The following is a 20,404-nucleotide window of genomic DNA, read 5'->3' as shown; positions in this document are numbered from 1 at the left end:
TACGTAAAAATCAATTTATTTAATAAAAAATACTTATATTAAGCATATAACATGGCAAATAATACACTATCTAACGAATTTCATCAAAAATTTATGATGCATCCAGATTATGCAGGCAAGAGAATCGACTCGGCAGTAAACGAGATGTTTGATCAATTTTCCCGTTCACAAATACAAAAATGGATTAAAGATGGCCTAATTACGGTTAATGGAAAAGCTACAAAGCCTAAATATATCATATTAGGAGATGAAGAAATTGATATCAATGTCGAGCTCTTACCAACAAATGAGTGGATAGCTGAGGATATTGATTTAAGTATCGTATTTGAAGATGATGACATTGTAGTAATTGATAAACCTATCGATATGGTTGTACATCCTGGTGCTGGCAATATAACTGGCACCATATCAAATGCTTTACTCCATAAATATTCTAATCAAGACAAATTACCAAGAGCAGGTATCGTTCACCGTCTAGATAAAGACACTTCAGGCTTAATGGTTGCCGCTAAAAGTAGTATTGCTTATCATAGCCTAGTTCAGCAGCTATCAGAAAGACAAGTGTCTAGAAAATATCTTGCAATAGTAGAGGGTGAAATCTATGAAGAAGGAACAGTTAACCAACCCATAGGAAGAGATCCCAATAATCGCACAAAAATGGCTATCAATTATAGAGGTAAAGAAGCTATTACTCACTATAAGCCTGTAGAGGTATATGATGGTTTCACTCTAATTGAGTGCCAACTAGAGACTGGAAGAACTCATCAAATAAGAGTTCACATGAAAAGTATCAAGCATCCTTTAGTTGGTGATCAAACATATAACAAATCATCAACAAAGCTAGAAAAAATTGGAATAGAAAATATACATAGACAAGCTCTACATGCATATAAACTTTCTTTCATCCACCCTATATCTCAAAAGATGGTACGATTTAAAAGCAAACTTCCTGAAGATATGCTAAATTTAAAACTAGAACTACAACAAACAATCGAAGTCGACGATGACTATGAGGAAGATTATTACGATTATGAGTAATATAGATAACAAACTAATTCTAAAGTATTGCCTTTATTTACTACTCATAATCATATCAGCTGCAATACTATCATCTATAAATAGCTCCAAGCATGAAAAAATGAACTATTTCTTAGAATCTAGAGCTCCTTTTATAGTCAAAAAACCTAATTTTTCTGATATAAAAGACTTCAAAGAAAGAAAAAAAGCTTTTATATTATATATGCTCTCTGCTATTGAAAAAGCTAATAATGAAATATGCTTACAAAGACAGCAAATACATAAACTACAAAAAGATTTGGTTGAAAGCAATACTCTTAGTAGCAGACAGCTTAATAAACTAGATCTATATTTAAGATATTATAAAATTGATCCCGCGCATAATACTGCTGATGAATTAAGTTATCTTGATATTAAAGCAGAAAGAATTCCAACGAGTTTTGTGCTAGCTCAAGCAGCTCTTGAAAGTGGCTGGGGAACATCTAGGTTCTCCAGAGATTATAATAATTACTTTGGATTACACTGTTTTTATGAGGGCTGTGGTGCCAAAGCTAAATCAGCGAATGTTTATCTTGAAACATTCAATAGTGCCGCAGAAAGCGTTCTTGGGTATTATTATAGACTTAATACCGGTTCTAAATTTAAAGACTTTAGAATAATTAGAGACAAAATTAATAATAATGAACTTCCCGAACAAGACTTATTGAATACTCTAGAAAACTACTCAGCTCTCGGTGGTGATGAATATAAAAACAGACTTATTTCAGTTATTGAGCATAACAATTTGACTCAATATGACTCTATTAAATACTGCAAATAGCCTGCTTCTAGTTGGTATTAGTGATATTTTTTAGTATATTTGATTAATAAAGATAATACTATACAGAAAATAAATGGAAATAATAATCAAGCAAAATACTATTTATTTTGAAGGTATATTAACTCTAAAACAAATTGACTCTAAGCTCATTGATAAAAAAATAAGTCGTAATAAAGACGATATAAAACAAATTGATTTGACTAAAGTTACATCATTAGACACTGCTGGTGCTTATATAATTATCAAAACAGCGAAGGATTTAAGCTTATCAAAAGAGAATATTATTTTCGCAAATGAGAAAGATAAAAATCTTGTAGATATTGTATTTAAAAACTTCCCAACTACTGCTGAGGAACAATTATCGAATAAATCAAACGTTGTTTTCAATAGTATCTATACTCTTGGTAAAAACACAAATAACTTATTATCAGAAGTTAAAACAAGCATAAGCTTCCTCGGAGCTATCTTTTTAGGTTACATAACGTTAATTCGTAGACCTTATAAAGCTTTTTTTTCAATTGTTCTAAATATTTGCTACGACTCTACAATCAGAGCATTAAGTATAGTAATACTATTATCACTAATTATAGGCTTGGTATTAACCTATCTTCCTCTTAATTTACTAATGCAGTATGGAACTCAAATATTTGTAGTTGATATGCTTGGAATCTCCTCATTTAGAGAATTTGCCCCACTATTCACAGCTATAATAATTGCTGGTAGAAGTGGCTCAGCATTTACCTCAGAAATTGGCATAATGAAAGTTAATGAAGAAATCGATGCTCTACAGACAATAGGTGAAGACCCTATGCAACGTCTTGTTTTACCAAGAATAACAGCACTAGTTATCAGTTTACCTGTACTCACGGTTATAGCTATGATTGCTAATATCGCTGGTGGTATTATTATTGCCGACCTAATCGCAGGAATCACACCACTACAGTTTATAGAAAGACTATTTTCCAATGTAAATGTAAATCACTTCTATATAGGTCTTCTAAAGACACCTTTTTTTGCATTAGTAATTGCTGGAATAGGTTGTCATCAAGGATTATCTGTTAAAAGGGACTCCCAAAGTGTTGGTAAAGCAACTACAACAAGTGTTGTTTACTCAATATTTTTGATAATACTGGTTGATGCTATCTTCGCAGTAGGTCTAAATGGATCTTAGGAGAAAAAGATGAATGAAAGCCTAATTCAAGTAAGAGATTTGAGTACAAAATTTGGTAAGGAATGGATTCATAAAGATTTAAACTTAGATATCCACTTCGAAAAAATTAGCTGTATTATCGGTGCTAGTGGTTGTGGTAAGACGACCTTAATGCGAGAAATTTTAATGTTGCAACCAATATACTCTGGCAAGATTTTTTTGTTAGGCCAAGAGATCTCAAAACTAGCAGACAACCCAATTAAGCGTAAAGCAATATCCAGCACAATGAGTATGATGTTTCAACATTGTGCTCTCTTTTCATCTTTAACAAACTTACAAAATGTAATATTTCCACTTAAACAACATACAAACCTCCCATTAGATATTTTAACTGATATAGCTATTATCAAATTAAAGATGGTAGGATTAAAAGAAGAAGCATTCCATAAATATCCGTCAGAAATAAGTGGTGGTATGCTCAAAAGAGTCGCTCTAGCTAGAACTATAGTACTAGATCCCAAGGTTGTATTTTTGGATGAGCCGAATGCGGGTCTAGATCCATATTCTGCTAGGGCTATGGATGATCTTATTTTATATCTAAAAGAAGAGCTTAAGATGTCTGTTGTGATGATTACTCACGATTTAAACACTATTTGGCATATTGTTGATGATATTATATACATGGATGAAAAAAAGATTATGCTTCATGATACTGTTGAGTTTGTATCACAACAAACTCAATATGAAAGTATCAGAAAGTTTTTTGACTCACATAATGATGGTAAGTATTAGGAGCTTATAATGAATGAAAATAGTATAAAAAACCTAATTGCAGGACTATTTGTGATTTTTATGGTATTCGTAATGGTGTTTATAGGTTTTTTTCTATCAGGAGGTTTTAAAAACCAAGATACCACCACATTTGTCACAAACTTCAAAAGTATTTCTGGACTAAATATAGGTTCTGATGTCTCATACAAGGGGTTTAATATCGGTAAAGTATCTGATATTTCAATAAATAAAGAAAACCCTAAACTTGTTAGTGTTTACATGAAAATAAATAGTCAAATTCCTATATATAAACAGACTGTAGCAACTCTACAAAGTGTAGGTATCACAGGCCAATCAAAGGTTGAGCTTTCACTAAACATTTCAGAAAAAAACACTAGCTTGGATTTAATTGACTTAAGAAAAGGTCAAATACCAGAGATAAAATCAAAGCCATCACAGCTTGAAACTATTTTAGGTAAAGTCAATGGCATTGCTGGATCTCTAGAAGAGATCTCTAGTAAGTTTAATAAGATGATGTCTAAGGAAAATATTCAAAGATTCAACGAATTTGCAGATAGTTTGAACATTCTTCTATACAATCTAAGTAATTCATCAATATATTTCAATAGAACTCTTATGAACTTTAATGAAACAATGATCGAAGGACAAGAAACTCTAACTAGACTTAATAATGTAGTTAGTGTTTTGGAATATGATCCTTCGACAATTGTTAGAGGTGTAACCCATAAGGATGAGGATTAGAATAATGAAAAAATATATAATATTATTTACTATACTTTTACCCTTTCAATTGTTTGCTTTTTCGATATTTGGTGACCCTTTAGAATTACCTGCACAAAAACAATATGTAATTTATAATCAAGAGATGGAGTCAAAAAAGCTTCCTGATACCGGTGATGCTTATATAAATACAACTTTACTTATCTATAACATCCAAACTCAAGCATCTAAATCAACACAGATGTTCTATATCAAGGGTAATCGTTTATACACCTTTAAAAATAGTGAGTGGGCTTTACCTGTATCAAAAATGCTTACAGTTGCTACATTTGAATATATTTTAGATAATAATATTGTCAAGAATCTTGCTTTCCAAGATATAAATATTAGACAAGAGTTCACGTTATCCGGAACCACCACTTATGGTCCTATACTAGATTTAGACAATAAACAATTCTTCTTCTATATTACTTTCTATTTAAAAAATGAAAGAACGGGCTATACAGATATAAAGACTATAAAGTATCATCATAAAATTGATAGTGATAACATAACTCCTGATAGTTATGCTGAAATGACAAATAAGGCTTTAGTTCATATATTCTCTCAATTAAAACCTTGGTTATTAGAAAACCTTGAAAAAGAAAAACATAAAAACAAGCAAATTGAGAAACGACAAAAAACTATGCCTAATAATATCCAAGCCTTACTAGCAACTAAGCAATAAAGCTAGCTACTAATCCTATTATACCGCCAAAAACTCCGCCCCAAACAACTAACCAGCCTAAATGTTCACGAATTATTCGTTGAATTATTTCTTTTACCATTAACGGCGTTAACTCATCTAGTCTACTATCAATAAGTTTTTCTATTTTCTCAGATGCTTTTTGAGAAATTTTATTAGTATCAATATCTATCTCATCTAAAAGGTTAATAATCTTAGCATCTAGCTTATTTATAAATGGCTCACGCAAGCCTTCTAGGGCATCTTTACCCCCCAAGAACATATCAATCATTGAACCATATTTACTACTCATTAGCATATCAACGAAACTATCAAAAATCTTGTTATAATCAATTTTTGCGGCTATATTATCTGCAATATACTTTTTTATATCATTATTACTAAGAAATTTACTCAAATTATCTTGAGAGAAAAATTGCTCCATAATCATCTTTTTTATGGCTTTTTTAAAGCTTTCAAACTTATTGGGAATTATTCCTGAGCCGTATAGAAACGGTATTTTTTCAAAAAGCATATATATTGCTATCCAATTAGTTAATGCTCCTGACAAAGCATAAAAGCCTATATTCTTAATATGCTGCTCAGCAAAGTACCACCCTGCTACTGCCAATATCACAGCAACAATATTAGTAACAAAACTTTTATTAAAAATACCCATAAATATACCCTACTCTTTAAATGATTTAGAATTTATAATAAGAACAGTATTCTATCAAATTTTAACTTTATGAGAACTATTCGAGGCTTTTTTGCAGAAATTTCAACAAAAACAATGCATATCTCAATCACTGGTGAATATTACAACTATTTTAAAAATGTACTAAGACTCAAAAAATCAGATTCTGTAGAGTTATTTAATAATAGTGATGGCTTGCAATACAAAACAAAAATCATTGATATAACTAATAAAAATATAGCATTACAAGTATTAGAAAAAAAAGAAATCCATAATGAAAATGACTACATTACCAATATCTATCAAGCTATTATCAAAAATGAAAACTTTGATCTTATTGTACAAAAAGCTACTGAGCTCGGTATAGATAATATCTATCCGATTATCACAGAGTTTACTAACCACAAATTTGATAAGAAAGGTTTTGATAAAAAGTTAGATCGTTGGAACAAAATAGCTATAGCTGCAGCAGAACAATGCGGTAGAGTCTTTGTACCCAAAATACACCACCCTACTGAACTTAAGACTATACAACTACCAGATAATTATATTAATTTAACTCTTTGCCCATATTCAGATACCCCAAAAAACTTTGAGTGCATTATCAAAGACAATGATAAATTTAATATTTTCATAGGTCCTGAAGGCGGTTTTAGTAGTAAAGAAATGGATTTTTTTAAGATTAAGAATTTCAATACTATAAATTTAGGTAAAAGAATACTCAAAGCAGAGACTGCCCCAATAAATATTCTTTCAATAATCAACTTCATCAAATAGTATAATGCCTGACATATAATTATTGCAAAACATCTGTTGTAATGATTTAATTAAGTATCTAAATACTGTTAATTTTCAGGGTACATTCATGGATAAAAATTATCATACCTTATCTCGTCCTTTTTGGATAGTTTGGGCAATTGAGTTCTGGGAAAGATTTGGTTTCTACGGTTTTCAGGCGATTATCGCATTATATTTCACCCAACAGTTACATCTTAGCGAATTAGAAACTATTTACCTAATGGGGTCTTTTTTTGCTTTTACATATGGATTTATATGGGTTGGTGGTATTATTGGTGATAAAGTTCTTGGAACAAAACGTACAATACTTATTGGGGCGGTGATCCTTTGTTTATCTTACCTAAGCTTCATTTTTGCTAATGAAAAATCAATATACTACATATTTGCAGGTATTATTGTTGGTAACTCTCTATTTAAAGCGAACCCTTCTTCTTTAATATCAAAAATGTTTGATAAGGGTGATGGTCGTTTAAATAGTGCTATGACACTTTACTACCTTGCTATCAATATGGGTGGTCTTTTGTGTATGGCCTTAACCCCTATAATATCTCAGGCCTATGGATACACAGAAGCTTTTATAATTTGTGGTGTTGGTTTGCTTATAGGCATACTAGGTTTTATTATGTTCTTCAAACATCTTGAAGACTTAGGATCAGAGCCAGGTAAAAAACCTCTAAACATTACTCATGCAGCATATGTAATAATTGGAAGCATCATATCTATAATTTTCATAGCAAATATTCTTCCGAACACTGGATTATGTATCACAATAACAGCTATTGTTGTTATTGTTGCTACTATTTATTTTTTAGAAGTAGCGATAAAACTCAATCCATACGAAAGAAATAGAATGTTAGTTGCATTAGTACTAATTATTGAAGCAATATTCTTCTATGCATTGTACTTCCAGATGCCAACAACTCTAACATTTTTTGCACTACACAATGTTGACCTATCTATATTTGGATGGCATGTACCAGCCGCACAATACCAGTTCTTAAACCCTCTTTGGTTGATGCTACTGTCTCCGATTCTTGCTATTTTATATAAGAAAAGCAAAATGACTCATGCAACTAAATTCAGTATTGGTATAGCTCTTATGTTTGTTTCCTATGCTATCCTTTATTGCACAAAATATTTTGCTACAAATGGGATTATTTCAGGATACTGGCTAATTCTAACTTATGCCTCCTCATCTCTTGGAGAACTATTAATATCTGGTCTAGGATTAGCTATGGTTGCAGAACTATGTCCTGCAGCGATATCAGGCTTTGTTATGGGATTCTGGTTCCTTGCAACAATGGTAGCTTCTTATTTAGCTTCATATATCGGATCATTTATAGCTTTACCTCTATTTGATAACAATATCACTAGTCAACAAAGCTTAGATACTTATACATCTGTATTTGGATATGTTGCTATATGTATATTAATAGTTACTATTATAATGGTTATTTTAACACCTCTACTTAATAGATATATTAAAAAAATAGATGTAACTGACGATCATAGAGCAGATGCTCCTAGCGTTGTAATTAAACAAAAATAACGATAATCACTCACATACTTATATTCCTTCATGGATTTAATTTCTTAAAATCATTTCAAAACGTTCTATTTTTGCTAGAATATCTAATAACACATTAGAAATAATATTGACTATGAGTACTTTTTCTAGCAAGACTTGGATATCGAATTATCCAGAGTATGCACCAGCAAATATCCAAGAAAATCAATTTACAATCCTTGATATGTATGAAAAGTCGATTATGCAATTTCCATATAGAGACGCAGTTTCATGTCATGATGTAAATTTATCATTCTCCAAGCTCGATGACTTAGCTACCAGAGTAGCAAGTTTCTTACAAAATGACTTAAAGATTGAAAAGGGAGATAGAGTAGCTATTGTACTACCTAATTGCTTGCAATTTACAGTTTGTTTATTCGCTTGTATCAAAATTGGTGCTGTTTTTGTAAATACTAATCCACTTTACAAAGCTGATGAGCTCGAATCAATTTTTAATAATTGTGATATTAAAGCAGCTATTGTCATGGATATGTTTGCGCACCACATTCAAAAAGCTAAGCTAAATATTAACTCACTAGAAAATATAATTGTTACAAATATTGCTGATTTATACCCATTCCCTAAAAAACAAATTATTGGCTTCGTATCAAAAAACTTAATAAAAGATAAACCAAAGTATAACAAAAAAATCTTTATCCCATTTACTAAAGCTATTAAGGCTAATAAAAAACTATATAAAAAACCAGATATAGATAAAGAAGATATACTATGCTTACAATACTCAAGTGGCACTACTGGTAAGCCTAAGGGAGCAATATTAACTCACAATAATCTTGCCTCCAATATTCAACAAGTATGGGCTTGGGTAAAACATGATATGGACATGTCCGATCAAGTTATAATAACAGCTTTACCTCTCTATCATATATTCTCTTTGAGTGCGAATTTATTGTGTTTTTTCTTTGCTGGAGCTAAGAATGTTTTGATTCCTAATGCTAGAGACATAAAAGATTTGATTAAAACCATGTCAAAAAATGAGTTTACTATTTTTAATGGCCTAAATACTCTTTATATGGCTATGCTAGAACATCCTGACTTTGAAAAAATAAATAAGACAAGATATCAGTATTCACTAAGTGGAGGCATGCCTATTTCTCGTAAGATATACTTGCACTGGCTAGATAAAACTGGTGTAGAACTCAAAGAGGGATATGGAATGACAGAAATGTCTCCAGCTATAGCCCTAAATAAGTTTAATGAATCAGAAGATGATTACTTTGGCACATGCGGCTATCCTATCCCTGGCACAGAACTTAGCATCAGAGATATTGAGACAAATCAAGAAATAGATGAATGCTACAAAGAAGGAGAAATCTGGCTTAAAGGACCTCAAAAATGTCATGGTTTCTGGAATGATAAACAGAATAATGAACTATATTTTACAACTGATGGTTGGTTAAAAACGGGTGATATTGGCTATATAGATAAAAAAGGTCGCCTAACCATATCAGATAGAATAAAAAACATGATTATTGTATCTGGATTTAATGTTTATCCTCGTGAAATTGAAATATGCATTCTAAAACTAGATTACATAAAAGAAGTTGCCGTAACAGGTGTTAACTCTAAAGTTTCTGGAGAAAGAGCAATCGCTTTCATATCTTTAGAAAAAGGTTCTAAGGCAACGGAAGATGATATTATAAAGCACTGTAAGGAAAAATTAGCTAGCTATAAAATCCCTAAATCATGTATTTTTGTCGAGACTTTACCAAAAAACAACACAGGTAAAATAGATATCAAAAAACTAAAAAAAGACTTTTTATAAAAGACATTATTAATTTTCTTTAGAAAAGTATTGCTTTGGTGTTTTTCCAAAAGCCTTACGAAACATGGCTATAAAATTACTAGGTGATGCATAACCAAGTGAATCTGCAACTTCAGTAACTGATATATCTCTAGCTAACATATCTAATCCACGTGCTAGCTGAGCTTGTTGACGCCAACGTGAAAAACTAAGACCTGTTTCAGATAAAAAGATTCTTCTTAACGTTCTAGCTGACATTGCACCAAATGAAGCCCACTGCTCTAAACTTGTTGCTATTGATGGATTATCAATAATTGCATTAGCAACTTTTAAAGCCCTTTCAGTCTTTGGCATCGGTAGGTGAAGAGCCTCTTCCGGCGCAGAGCTAATTTCATTGCAAATAATCTTTGTAATATATTCTTGATCTACTTTTAACTTTTGTTTTTTATCCCATTCTGTAGCTCTAAGTGCAAGTGCTCTAAGTACTTCACTCATTGGAATAACCCTAGAGCTTTTCGGCATTTCCTCACACATACTAGGTAGTATAAAAATAACCCAGCCAGTTACTAATCCACTTATACGAATTTTATGAGATGTACTAGGTGGAATCCAACCTGCCCTATTAGATGGGAGCACCCATGACCCATCAGGCGTACTTACGTGTACTAGTCCAGATTCAATACAAAATATTTTACCTCGAGAATGTTCATGCCAGTCAGTTTCTTGATTACTTATTCTATTTTCACTATCAGAAGTATTGCCACCCTTTATAGCAATTATTGACGGCCCATCAAGCCATTGACTATAATTTGATATTTCTTCATCAATAATATTTTGGCCAATTTTCAATATTTATTGTCCATACAATGCTATAATACATTACTAAAATTGTGCAATAATTCTACAATAAAATAAACTGTAAAATTAAATTCCTTAGTAATATAGCTAAAAGCTATAGTATATTAACAAGATTCTAACTATAAAATAATAGGTTATGCAGACTGATAATACAGCAAACACTGGCTTCTGGAGTCAGAAAAGAACAATAGTTGCACTAGCAATAAGCTTGTTAGCATTAGCTGAAATTGTTGACTTAACAATTGTAGCTGTTGCCATACCTCAAATCATGGGAGCAATCGGTGCAAACGTTGAAACTATTGCTGATGTTACTACAGTATATATTGTTACTGCAGCAATCTTTATATTATTATCAGGGTTAATTATAGAGAAATATGGCATAAAGCGTGTAGCTTTAGTTTCATCTGTAATTTTCGGAATTTCATCAATCATGTGCGGGCTATCAACATCTTTAGCTGAAATGATTGTATTTAGAGCTTTTCAGGGTATGGGAGGAGCATTTCTACCATCAGTAGCACAGACATATATCTCTACAAACTTCAGAAATGAAGAATACAACAAAATGATGACTGTATACAGTATGGTTATCGTTATGGGACCTATCATAGGGCCTGTTCTTGGTGGAGCTATTTGTGAAAATATGTCTTGGGAATGGATCTTCTATGTAAACGTTCCTTTATGTGTCGTAGCTTTTATAATTATCTTCTTTATGATGGAAGCCACAAAAATCAAAAAAATCAAAATTGACTACATTAGCTTTGGATTTATGGCTATTGGTGTCGGATGCCTAGAACTTTTCATAGATAATGGAAATACCAATGGTTGGTTCTCTTCTATAGAGATGATTATACTTTTAAGCATATCGATTGTTTCATTAGGATTTTTTATCTGGAGAGGTTTAATATACTCTTCTGTTGTAAAATTCAGAATATTTAAGAATTTCAATTTTATTTTAGCATGCTTTTTATGCTTTATGTTTGTGCTATTATTTTCTGCTGCTATGGCGTACTTACCAACAATGCTACAACAAGTATATGGCTACCCAGTTGATTTAGCTGGTTACATAACAGCTCCTAGAGGAGTTGCCGCAATTTTTGGTGCTGTAATCACACAAAATTTTTTAGTGAAAAAACTGGGAGTTAGGACAACGATAAGCTTAGGAATGCTTACATTCGGAGCCTCTTGTCTAATGCAAGCAAGTTTCTCACCCACAGCTAGTGAATTTGATATAGTCTTAACTACTGCTATTCAAGGACTAGGCATGATGATGTTTTTCGTTCCATTCATGAGTGTGCTTGTCGTTGGAGTAGCTGATGAAGATATGGGCGATATGTCAGGATCATTCAACTTTTTCAGGAACTTTGGTAGTTCGGTAGGTACTGCTTTTGTAGCAACTTTTATATCAAGAAACCAACAAACCACATATCAAGAACTATCACAGAATATTTCATATATGAACGATAGTTTTCAAAATTGGACTAGCACATTACCAATAGCCAATAATACCGAAGCGATAGCCATGGCAAAGCAACAAGTATTACATCAAAGTAGCTTATTGAGTTATGTCAATTCTTTTTATGTTGTAGGTATTCTTAGCTTATTACTAGCTATTGTACCATTTTTGCTAAAAGAACCTCCTAAAGACGCTGCTGTTCCAGCAATGCATTAATTTTATTATAGGAATAATTTAAAATGTCAGAAGAAAAGAAACTTGATAATCAAACATCAAAAGAAGAGCAAAACCCTAATACTAAAAAAGAGTCTAAATTTTCAACTAAGAAAATAGCTATTGGATTAAGTATAATCACAGCAACAGCTTTTGGTATCTATGGATATTATAAATATAATAAAGTTTTTCCAAATACTGATAATGCTTATGTAAAAGCTGATGTTATTAATATTTCTCCAAAGGTTGGAGGATATATTGAAAAAGTGTATGTACAAAATAATCAGTATGTACATAAAGGCGACAAGCTAGTGCAAATAGATCCAAAAGATTATCAACTACAAGTCGCTAATGCTAATACAAAAATCATACAAGCCAAAGGCCAGTTAGCCGTAGCTCAAGAGCAAGTTAGTGTTGCAAAATCAAACCTTACTAAAGCCCAATCATCTCTGGATACAGCTACAAGTATGGCTGATAGATATATAAAACTCTATAAAGAAGATGCCGGTTCTTTACAAGATGCTCAAAAATACATAAACCAGAAAATACAGGCCGAAAAAGCTAAAGATGAAGCATACTCATCTCTTAAACAAGCTCTTGTACAAGTAGAAATAGCTAAAGCTCAAGTTAGTGCTGCAAAAGTTGGTTATGATAACGCAAACTTAAATCTCAGCTACACAACTCTTTTTGCTCCAGATGATGGTTATGTTTCTAACCTAAAAATATACAAAGGACAGCTAGTTTCAACAGGGCAACCTTTATTTGGTTTTATCGATAACAGAACATGGTGGATAGATGCTAACTTTAAAGAGACTGATCTTGATAGAATCAAACCTGGTCAGCCAGTAAAAATTGAACTAGATATGTATAGTCATACATACACTGGTAAAGTAAATAGTATAAGTTATGCCACAGGTTCGGTATTTTCACTACTGCCTCCTGAAAATGCCACTGGTAACTGGGTTAAAGTTACACAACGCTTTCCTGTCAAAATAGTGCTTAAAAATGATCCTAAATATCCATTAAGGGTTGGTGCAAGTGCAACAGTAAAAGTAGATACTTTGTAGGTGGCTATACTATGATAAAAAATAAATTTATTTCATTTACACTAATTACAGCAACATTATTAATCTCTAGCTGTAGTTTTTTTAATCCCAAATATGAAAGACCTGAGGTTAAATCTCCTGCTCTTTGGAATAGCCAAGATAAAAATGTTGAAGTAACAAAAAACTGGAATCTTACAAAAATTGCATGGTGGAGAGAATTTCACGACCCTGTATTAAATAATCTAATAACTACAGCATTAAAAGATAACAACAAGTTACAAGTTTCTATAGGAAATATTCTCCAAGCTAATGCTGAAATAAATAAGGCTAATTATGGTTGGTTACCCACGGCAAGTGTTGGTGGCGGCGGATTTGTAGCTCAAGCCTTTGATATCAACTCAAACTCAAGTATCCCTCAACTCAACAATGTTGGCACTCAAACTGCTGGTGGTTCTTTAGTAGGTATCATCCCCAGCTATACAATAAATATTGCTAGACAGTTTAAGCTAGGAGAAATCTCTAGATTAAGCAAGAAAATGCAGGTCAACCTTAAAAATACTACAAGACTATCAATTATAAGTCAGGTCAGTGCTGCTTATTTCTCACTAATCACTGCTCAAGAGCAACTAAAATTACAAACTAGAATGGTAAATCAATTAGAGCTACTCTTTCACTATGCCCAAAACCAGCACAAACTTGGAGCTACTTCCCCAATGCTTGAGGAAATAATAAGACAACAGCTTGAAGCTCAAAAAGGGAAAGTAGCTATGATCGAAAATGATATAGTCCATTTCCAAAACACTCTCAAAATTTTGATGGGTAGAAATCCGGGTAAAATTGTGACTTCAAGAACCCTTGATGACATAAATGCAAATGTAAAGGTTCCTGTTAATATGCCTTCTCAAGTACTAGAAAACAGACCTGATGTGGGTATTGCAGAATACAAACTTGAAACAGCTAATGCTAATATTGGTTTAGCTAGATCTCAATTTTTCCCAAGCATTGATTTAACAGGTACTTTCGGAAACGCCACTTTAGCACTTGGTGAGCTAGCTACAATGAATGCATGGGCATGGGCTGCTGAAGCTGTAGCTGCTGTACCAATATTTAACTTGAGCATCCTAGCTGACAGTGACAAAGCAAAAGCTCAGTTCTACCAAGCGTACTATGATTATATAAATACTCTACAGAAGGCATTCCAAGATGTTGACGATACCCTATCTGAAAGATCTGCAAATGAAAAAAATTATAAAAAACAAACAATCTCTCTAAAATCAACTGAAACGCAAGAGAGTATATTTGCTAAAAAATATAGTTCAGGTGCTATTAGTAAAGCTCAATATACAGGTATCACGCTTAATGTTCTGTATCAGCAAATGCAAGTAAATCAAGCTAAACTAAAATCTTTAATAAGCATCGTTAACCTATATCAAGCTCTAGGTGCTGGCTATAATGTAGACAACTATAAAGATCCTCATTATAACAACCCTGCTTTTGATAAATAACTCCTTCTAAAAAGGTATATATATTAATTTCGTAATGTTTTTTGTTATGATAGAATCCCTGCAAATTCAAAAAAACATCTAATAAAGGCTATATAATCATGAAAATAGTAAAAAACTTTATTGTAGAACAGTATTCTAATAATTTAATAAAATGGTTAAAAGAGACTTGTATAAGATATCCTGCTGAAGGTTTTGTGATTGGTATTAGTGGTGGTATAGATTCGGCAGTAGCCGCATCTTTAGCAGTCAAAACAGGATTACCTACAACTGCTCTAATATTACCATCGAAGAACAATCAAGACCAAGATATGCAAGATGGAATAGAACTAATCAAAAATCTTAATATAGAGTATCATACTGTTTCAATACAACCTGCTTATGACACGTTTATAGAGTCAATATTTAACTTTACAAACTCACAAAATGATCGCCAACATGTTATCAAAGGAAATGCCCAAGCCCGTCTTAGAATGATGTATTTATATGCTTATGCTCAGCAAAATAATAGAATTGTTATAGGTACAGATAACGCATGTGAGTGGTATATGGGGTATTTCACTAAATTTGGTGATGGTGCGGCAGATATATTACCACTTATTAATCTCAAAAAATCTCAAGTTTTTGAACTAGGTAAATACTTAAAAGTTCCAAAAAATATTATCCAAAAAGATCCTTCTGCCGGTCTATGGCAAGGTCAAACTGATGAGGATGAAATGGGTGTCACATACAAAGAAATCGATGACTTCTTAGACGGTAAAGAAGTCTCAGAAAAAGCTCTCGAAAGAATAAGCTTCTGGCATAATCGTAGTCACCATAAAAGATCCATGGCTTTCACCCCTAATTTTTAATAAAGCTTATCTAAAATTATATTTGACTAAAATCAAAAAACTAATATATCATAATTAAAAATAATCATCTAAAAATCATTATGAAAAAACTATTTACAATATCTCCTCTTCTACTGTTACTCATTGCTTGTGCTCACCTGGACAACAACGACAAAATGACCGAGCTTTATGTTGATAAGAAAACTCCAAATATCCAAGATATAAGCTTTAATAAATTAGGTACCCTTCCAACAAATATAGAACACCAAAGCTATTACAACGTCATAGTTTCTGGCTCTGCAATAGCTAACTGTAATGTTTTTGATTATGGTAGTAAAAAAATCGATGAACCAGGAAAAAGTCAAATATTTATAGGTGATGCTCGAGACTGGGATATTGTTAGGATTGATTGTCGTAAAAATAATGGTAAAGGCAAAGTTGGTGAAATATATGATCTAAAAATAAAACTTCTTTCAAATGATACAACTTACTATGCTTCAACAAAAATCAGACATGGATAAGTCCTAAAAGAAGCCTAGAGAAATAAATTAATAGAATACTAATGTTAATAAAAATTTGAAGAAACTAGTTCTAATAAAAACTACTACTATTCAAAAAATTTCTTGGCATAATCTTTGACATTATCAAACCAAGTTTTGCTTTTTGGAGAATGTTTATTTTGGTAATCTTCACCTAGACTATTAGCAAATTTTTCTAGTAGCTCTTTTTGTTCTGCATTTAGATGAATAGGCGTCTCAACAACTACTTTACAAAGAAGATCGCCTCTTCTTTGGCCTCTTAGAGACTTCATTCCTTTTTCTCTTAAACGAAAAACTTTACCTGTTTGTGTTTCGGGTATAACCTTAAGAACCACCTCGCCATCAAGAGTTGGTACTTTGATCTCACCACCAAGGCAAGCTTTTGTGAAACTAATTGGCATTTCACAATATAGATTCATATCTCTTCTTTCAAAGATTTTATGCTCTTTGACTAATATCTGTACGTACAAGTCACCACTCATAGAGCCATCAGATCCAGAATCACCCTCGCCTTGCAGCCTGATTCTATCACCGTTATCGACACCCTCAGGTATCTTCACTCTTATAGTTTTTTGCTTTTTAACTTTACCACTACCATAGCAGTCATCGCAAGGATCAGCGATACTATTACCACTACCATTACAAACAGGGCAAGTTTGCTCAAAAGCAAAAAACCCTTGCTGTCTACGAATAGTTCCCTGTCCGTGACAAGCATGACATGTTGTTTTAGTTTTAGATTTAGAACCTGTACCTTCACAACTATCGCAAGATTCCATTCTTGGTACACTTATCTCTTTTTCAATACCAAAAAAAGCCTCTTCCAAACTAATCTCAATAGTATACTCTAAGTCACTACCTCTAGAGGCTCTAGATCTACCTGACCCACGTGATGCACCACCACCAAAGAATGTATCAAAAATATCTTCAAAGCCACCAAAGCCGCCAGCTCCTCCAGCACCACCTTGCTGATTAACTCCAGCATGACCAAATTGATCATATCTAGATCTCTTACTATCATCACTTAAAATTTCATAAGCCTCTGATACTTCTTTGAATTTTATTTCTGCTTCTTTATTATCGGGATTACGATCTGGATGATATTTCATTGCGAGCTTTCTATAAGCTCTCTTGATTTCAACACCCGAAGCTGTCTTAGATACATTTAAAATTTCATAATAGCATTTCTGTTGCATTTTACCTAACCTAAAAATTTTGGACAGAGTATTATAACAAAAAGAAAAGTGTGGATAAACCACACTTTGTTGACTTGTTTAGATTTTATTTATTTTTTGTCTTCTTCAACATCTTCAAAATCAGCATCTACCACATCATCATCTTTCTTTGGCTCTTCGGCTTGAGCATCACCTTGAGCATCTGCAGCTTGAGCTTGTTCAGCATATGCTTTTTGAGCAATTGGTGAGAATACTTCCTCTAGAGCTTTTGTCTTAGCTTCAATAGCTTCTTTATCATCACCTTTAGTTACAGACTCAAGATCCTTACAAGCTTCTTCAACTTTTTCTTTTTCTTCTGCAGTTACTTTTTCACCTAACTCAGCAATAGCCTTTCTAGAGCTATGGATTAGATTATCAGCTGTGTTTCTCGCAGATACTAATTCATGAAACTTCTTATCTGATTCAGCATTAGCTTCTGCATCTTGTACCATTTTTTCGATTTCTTCTTCAGATATACCACCACAAGATTTAATCACAATATTTTGCTCTTTACCTGTAGCTTTATCTTTTGCAGATACATTCATTATACCATTTGCATCCACATCAAATGTTACCTCAATTTGTGGCATACCACGTGGTGCTGGTGGAATATCTGCCAAGTCAAACCTACCTAAAGACTTGTTCGCAGAGGCCATTTCACGCTCACCTTGAAGTACATGTATAGTTACTGCCGGTTGGTTGTCTTCAGCTGTAGAGAATACTTGTGACTTCTTAGTAGGAATCGTTGTATTTCTCTCAATAAGCTTAGTCATCACACCACCCATAGTCTCAATACCTACAGACAAAGGAGTTACATCAAGTAATAGTACATCTTTAACATCACCAGAAAGTACACCACCTTGGATAGCTGCACCAACTGCTACAGCTTCATCAGGGTTTACATCTTTACGTGGCTCTTTGCCAAAGAACTCTTTTACTTTTTCTTGTACTAGAGGCATACGAGTTTGTCCACCCACTAATAATACTTCTGTAATATCAGATTTGCTTAAACCAGCATCTTCAAGAGCTTTTTTACAAGGCTCTAAAGATCTAACTACTAAGTCAGAAACTAAAGACTCAAACTTAGCTCTAGTCACTTTAATATTTAAGTGCTTAGGTCCAGTAGCATCTGCTGTAATATATGGTAGGTTAACATCAGTTTGCTGAGCTGAAGATAATTCCACCTTAGCTTTTTCAGCTGCTTCCCTTACTCTTTGTAAAGCAAGCTTATCATTATGAAGATCTATACCTTGCTCTTTTTTGAACTCATCAATTAGGTAGTTCATTAAGGCAACGTCAAAGTCTTCACCACCTAAGAAAGTATCACCGTTTGTTGATAATACTTCGATTTGGTTATCACCGTCGACATCAGCAATCTCAATAATTGAAATATCGAATGTACCACCACCTAGGTCATATACCGCTACAGTTTGCTCACCTTTCTTAGAATCTACACCATACGCTAGCGCAGCAGCTGTAGGCTCGTTAATAATTCTTTTTACTTCAAGACCTGCTATTTTACCAGCATCTTTTGTAGCTTGTCTTTGACTATCATTGAAATATGCTGGCACTGTAATTACAGCTTCTGTAACTGACTCACCTAGATAATCTTCTGCAGTTTTTTTCATTTTTCTTAGAACTTCTGCAGAAACTTGTGGTGGAGCCATTTTTTTGCCTTCTTTAGTAGCAACCCAAGCATCTCCATTATCAGCTTTAACAACCGCGTAAGGTACTTTCTTCTTAATATCATCCTGAACGACTTTGTCGTCATACTTACGACCAATTAGTCTCTTGATTGCAAAGAATGTATTATCAGGATTTGTTACAGCCTGTCTTTTAGCTGCCTGACCTACCAAAATTTCTCCTCCATCTGTGTATGCAACAACAGATGGTGTAGTTCTATGGCCTTCAGCATTTTCTATAACTTTAGCATTCTTACCATCCATGATAGCAAGACAAGAGTTAGTAGTACCTAAGTCTATTCCTATAATTTTTCCCATGAAAATTCTCCTGTATTATTTTAATTTTATTTTTTAAACTTTTTTCAATCTCGACTTATAGATGGGTATATCTATTAGCTTTTCAAGTATTTTTTTTAATTTTTTACTATAACTACTTTAGCAGCTCTAACTACACGACCATTCAACATATAACCTTTTTGAAATACATCAAAAATAATATTATCTTCAAGCTCCGGATTAGGAACCATAGCCATAGCCTCATGAATATTGGGATCAAACTTTTCGCCTTTTGGATTCAGCTCTTCCGTGCCATTTTTCTTAAGGATATCCACAAGCATTTTAGATGTTAGCTCAATCCCCTCTTTCATTGCTATAGCTTCTTCAAGCTTAACCTCATGCTTTAGAGCTTGTTCAATACTATCAATTACAGGCAAAAGTTCCTTAGCAAATTTTTCTATGCCAAATTTACGAGCATTAGATACATCTCTTTCGGCTCTCTTACGAATATTCTCCATCTCTGCTTTAGCTCTCAAAGCTTCATCTTTAAAAGAATCGCAAGTTCCCTCTAATTCCTTAATCGTATCTTTTGCTTTGTCTAGTTGCTCTTCAATAGATATTTCTTCAACAGAATTATTAGAAGAATCCTGATTCACTTCTTCTGCGTTATCTAGAACCTTATCTTCTGTATTATTTTTTTCTTCTTTACCCATAAAACAACCTTTTCTTTTGATCTTGTTAATA

General features: G+C 32.9%; 19 protein-coding genes. 14 read left to right on the top strand and 5 right to left on the bottom strand.

Annotation, left to right across the window (positions count from 1 at the left end):
- The first annotated feature begins 51 nt into the window (after positions 1 to 51).
- The 6 genes from rluD to F0R75_RS02100 all read left to right on the top strand — a co-directional run bounded on the left by rluD (position 52) and on the right by F0R75_RS02100 (position 5,226).
- Positions 52 to 1,038 carry a 23S rRNA pseudouridine(1911/1915/1917) synthase RluD gene (gene rluD, locus F0R75_RS02125; RefSeq protein ID WP_149368517.1) on the top strand — a complete coding sequence of 329 codons (987 nt, stop codon included), beginning with the start codon at positions 52 to 54 and terminating at the stop codon, positions 1,036 to 1,038.
- Positions 1,010 to 1,837 carry a glucosaminidase domain-containing protein gene (locus F0R75_RS02120; RefSeq protein ID WP_394367472.1) on the top strand — a complete coding sequence of 276 codons (828 nt, stop codon included), beginning with the start codon at positions 1,010 to 1,012 and terminating at the stop codon, positions 1,835 to 1,837. Before rluD ends, F0R75_RS02120 begins: the two co-directional genes overlap by 29 nt.
- Positions 1,838 to 1,910: 73 nt before the next feature.
- Complete coding sequence (locus F0R75_RS02115) at positions 1,911 to 3,008, top strand: MlaE family ABC transporter permease (protein WP_146421929.1); 1,098 nt, start codon at positions 1,911 to 1,913, stop codon at positions 3,006 to 3,008.
- 9 nt (positions 3,009 to 3,017) lie between these two features.
- The gene (locus F0R75_RS02110; protein ID WP_146421928.1) at positions 3,018 to 3,779 is read left to right on the top strand and encodes an ABC transporter ATP-binding protein; all 762 of its coding nucleotides are present in this window, start codon (positions 3,018 to 3,020) and stop codon (positions 3,777 to 3,779) included.
- Between the two features lie 9 nt (positions 3,780 to 3,788).
- Positions 3,789 to 4,520 (top strand): MlaD family protein, encoded by a 732-nt coding sequence (locus tag F0R75_RS02105; protein ID WP_013922820.1) that lies wholly within the window; start codon positions 3,789 to 3,791, stop codon positions 4,518 to 4,520.
- Positions 4,521 to 4,524: 4 nt separating this feature from the next.
- Positions 4,525 to 5,226, top strand: coding sequence for a hypothetical protein (locus F0R75_RS02100; RefSeq protein WP_149368519.1), 702 nt, complete (start codon positions 4,525 to 4,527; stop codon positions 5,224 to 5,226).
- Here F0R75_RS02100 and F0R75_RS02095 read toward each other — a convergent pair.
- Positions 5,216 to 5,902, bottom strand: coding sequence for a DUF445 domain-containing protein (locus F0R75_RS02095; RefSeq protein ID WP_013922818.1), 687 nt, complete (start codon positions 5,900 to 5,902; stop codon positions 5,216 to 5,218). The two genes, F0R75_RS02100 and F0R75_RS02095, sit on opposite strands and share 11 nt — an antisense overlap.
- 69 nt (positions 5,903 to 5,971) lie before the next feature.
- Here F0R75_RS02095 and F0R75_RS02090 point away from each other — a divergent pair, with 69 nt between their 5' ends.
- The 3 genes from F0R75_RS02090 (at position 5,972) to F0R75_RS02080 (ending at position 10,071) form a co-directional block, all read left to right on the top strand.
- On the top strand, positions 5,972 to 6,697 hold the full coding sequence (locus F0R75_RS02090; RefSeq protein WP_149368520.1) for a 16S rRNA (uracil(1498)-N(3))-methyltransferase: 726 nt from the start codon (positions 5,972 to 5,974) through the stop codon (positions 6,695 to 6,697).
- Between the two features lie 88 nt (positions 6,698 to 6,785).
- Complete coding sequence (locus F0R75_RS02085) at positions 6,786 to 8,267, top strand: oligopeptide:H+ symporter (RefSeq protein ID WP_013922816.1); 1,482 nt, start codon at positions 6,786 to 6,788, stop codon at positions 8,265 to 8,267.
- Between the two features lie 112 nt (positions 8,268 to 8,379).
- On the top strand, positions 8,380 to 10,071 hold the full coding sequence (locus tag F0R75_RS02080; RefSeq protein WP_149377184.1) for a long-chain-fatty-acid--CoA ligase: 1,692 nt from the start codon (positions 8,380 to 8,382) through the stop codon (positions 10,069 to 10,071).
- A 9-nt stretch (positions 10,072 to 10,080) separates the two neighbouring features.
- Here the strand turns inward: F0R75_RS02080 and F0R75_RS02075 are convergent, their stop codons facing one another.
- Entirely contained in the window at positions 10,081 to 10,902 is an 822-nt protein-coding gene (locus F0R75_RS02075) for an AraC family transcriptional regulator (RefSeq protein WP_149368522.1), read from the bottom strand.
- 142 nt (positions 10,903 to 11,044) lie between these two features.
- On the opposite strand from F0R75_RS02075, the gene F0R75_RS02070 reads away from it, so the two are divergent.
- The 5 genes from F0R75_RS02070 to F0R75_RS02050 all read left to right on the top strand — a co-directional run bounded on the left by F0R75_RS02070 (position 11,045) and on the right by F0R75_RS02050 (position 16,473).
- A complete protein-coding gene (locus tag F0R75_RS02070; protein WP_149368523.1) occupies positions 11,045 to 12,577 on the top strand; it encodes an MDR family MFS transporter in 1,533 nt (510 codons plus the stop codon).
- Positions 12,578 to 12,600: 23 nt separating this feature from the next.
- On the top strand, positions 12,601 to 13,641 hold the full coding sequence (locus F0R75_RS02065) for an HlyD family secretion protein (RefSeq protein ID WP_013922812.1): 1,041 nt from the start codon (positions 12,601 to 12,603) through the stop codon (positions 13,639 to 13,641).
- 11 nt (positions 13,642 to 13,652) lie between these two features.
- A complete protein-coding gene (locus F0R75_RS02060; RefSeq protein ID WP_149368524.1) occupies positions 13,653 to 15,125 on the top strand; it encodes a TolC family protein in 1,473 nt (490 codons plus the stop codon).
- 98 nt (positions 15,126 to 15,223) lie between these two features.
- Positions 15,224 to 15,973, top strand: a complete 750-nt coding sequence (gene nadE, locus F0R75_RS02055; RefSeq protein ID WP_149368525.1) for an NAD(+) synthase — start codon at positions 15,224 to 15,226, stop codon at positions 15,971 to 15,973.
- A gap of 80 nt (positions 15,974 to 16,053) precedes the next feature.
- Complete coding sequence (locus F0R75_RS02050) at positions 16,054 to 16,473, top strand: hypothetical protein (RefSeq protein WP_149368526.1); 420 nt, start codon at positions 16,054 to 16,056, stop codon at positions 16,471 to 16,473.
- Between the two features lie 86 nt (positions 16,474 to 16,559).
- Here F0R75_RS02050 and dnaJ read toward each other — a convergent pair whose 3' ends face one another.
- From dnaJ to grpE, 3 genes are all read right to left on the bottom strand, one after another.
- Positions 16,560 to 17,684, bottom strand: a complete 1,125-nt coding sequence (dnaJ, locus tag F0R75_RS02045) for a molecular chaperone DnaJ (protein ID WP_146421921.1) — start codon at positions 17,682 to 17,684, stop codon at positions 16,560 to 16,562.
- 89 nt (positions 17,685 to 17,773) lie between these two features.
- Positions 17,774 to 19,702 (bottom strand): molecular chaperone DnaK, encoded by a 1,929-nt coding sequence (gene dnaK, locus F0R75_RS02040; protein WP_149368527.1) that lies wholly within the window; start codon positions 19,700 to 19,702, stop codon positions 17,774 to 17,776.
- Positions 19,703 to 19,797: 95 nt separating this feature from the next.
- Positions 19,798 to 20,373 carry a nucleotide exchange factor GrpE gene (grpE, locus tag F0R75_RS02035; protein WP_149368528.1) on the bottom strand — a complete coding sequence of 192 codons (576 nt, stop codon included), beginning with the start codon at positions 20,371 to 20,373 and terminating at the stop codon, positions 19,798 to 19,800.
- Positions 20,374 to 20,404 lie beyond the last annotated feature (31 nt).

Source organism: Francisella marina (genome assembly GCF_008369785.1).
Classification (GTDB): Bacteria; Pseudomonadota; Gammaproteobacteria; order Francisellales; family Francisellaceae; genus Francisella; species Francisella salimarina.
The sequence above is the reverse complement of the archived record's forward strand: the minus strand, read 5'-3'. Positions and strand labels throughout refer to the sequence as shown.

What these genes read in the sequence shown, in the direction of transcription:
- rluD (WP_149368517.1), top strand. Translation starts at nt 52, where the DNA reads ATGGCAAATAATACACTATCTAACGAATTTCATCAAAAATTTATGATG.
- F0R75_RS02120 (WP_394367472.1), top strand. Translation starts at nt 1,010, where the DNA reads ATGAGGAAGATTATTACGATTATGAGTAATATAGATAACAAACTAATT.
- F0R75_RS02115 (WP_146421929.1), top strand. Translation starts at nt 1,911, where the DNA reads ATGGAAATAATAATCAAGCAAAATACTATTTATTTTGAAGGTATATTA.
- F0R75_RS02110 (WP_146421928.1), top strand. Translation starts at nt 3,018, where the DNA reads ATGAATGAAAGCCTAATTCAAGTAAGAGATTTGAGTACAAAATTTGGT.
- F0R75_RS02105 (WP_013922820.1), top strand. Translation starts at nt 3,789, where the DNA reads ATGAATGAAAATAGTATAAAAAACCTAATTGCAGGACTATTTGTGATT.
- F0R75_RS02100 (WP_149368519.1), top strand. Translation starts at nt 4,525, where the DNA reads ATGAAAAAATATATAATATTATTTACTATACTTTTACCCTTTCAATTG.
- F0R75_RS02095 (WP_013922818.1), bottom strand. Translation starts at nt 5,902, where the DNA reads ATGGGTATTTTTAATAAAAGTTTTGTTACTAATATTGTTGCTGTGATA.
- F0R75_RS02090 (WP_149368520.1), top strand. Translation starts at nt 5,972, where the DNA reads ATGAGAACTATTCGAGGCTTTTTTGCAGAAATTTCAACAAAAACAATG.
- F0R75_RS02085 (WP_013922816.1), top strand. Translation starts at nt 6,786, where the DNA reads ATGGATAAAAATTATCATACCTTATCTCGTCCTTTTTGGATAGTTTGG.
- F0R75_RS02080 (WP_149377184.1), top strand. Translation starts at nt 8,380, where the DNA reads ATGAGTACTTTTTCTAGCAAGACTTGGATATCGAATTATCCAGAGTAT.
- F0R75_RS02070 (WP_149368523.1), top strand. Translation starts at nt 11,045, where the DNA reads ATGCAGACTGATAATACAGCAAACACTGGCTTCTGGAGTCAGAAAAGA.
- F0R75_RS02065 (WP_013922812.1), top strand. Translation starts at nt 12,601, where the DNA reads ATGTCAGAAGAAAAGAAACTTGATAATCAAACATCAAAAGAAGAGCAA.
- F0R75_RS02060 (WP_149368524.1), top strand. Translation starts at nt 13,653, where the DNA reads ATGATAAAAAATAAATTTATTTCATTTACACTAATTACAGCAACATTA.
- nadE (WP_149368525.1), top strand. Translation starts at nt 15,224, where the DNA reads ATGAAAATAGTAAAAAACTTTATTGTAGAACAGTATTCTAATAATTTA.
- F0R75_RS02050 (WP_149368526.1), top strand. Translation starts at nt 16,054, where the DNA reads ATGAAAAAACTATTTACAATATCTCCTCTTCTACTGTTACTCATTGCT.
- dnaJ (WP_146421921.1), bottom strand. Translation starts at nt 17,684, where the DNA reads ATGCAACAGAAATGCTATTATGAAATTTTAAATGTATCTAAGACAGCT.
- dnaK (WP_149368527.1), bottom strand. Translation starts at nt 19,702, where the DNA reads ATGGGAAAAATTATAGGAATAGACTTAGGTACTACTAACTCTTGTCTT.
- grpE (WP_149368528.1), bottom strand. Translation starts at nt 20,373, where the DNA reads ATGGGTAAAGAAGAAAAAAATAATACAGAAGATAAGGTTCTAGATAAC.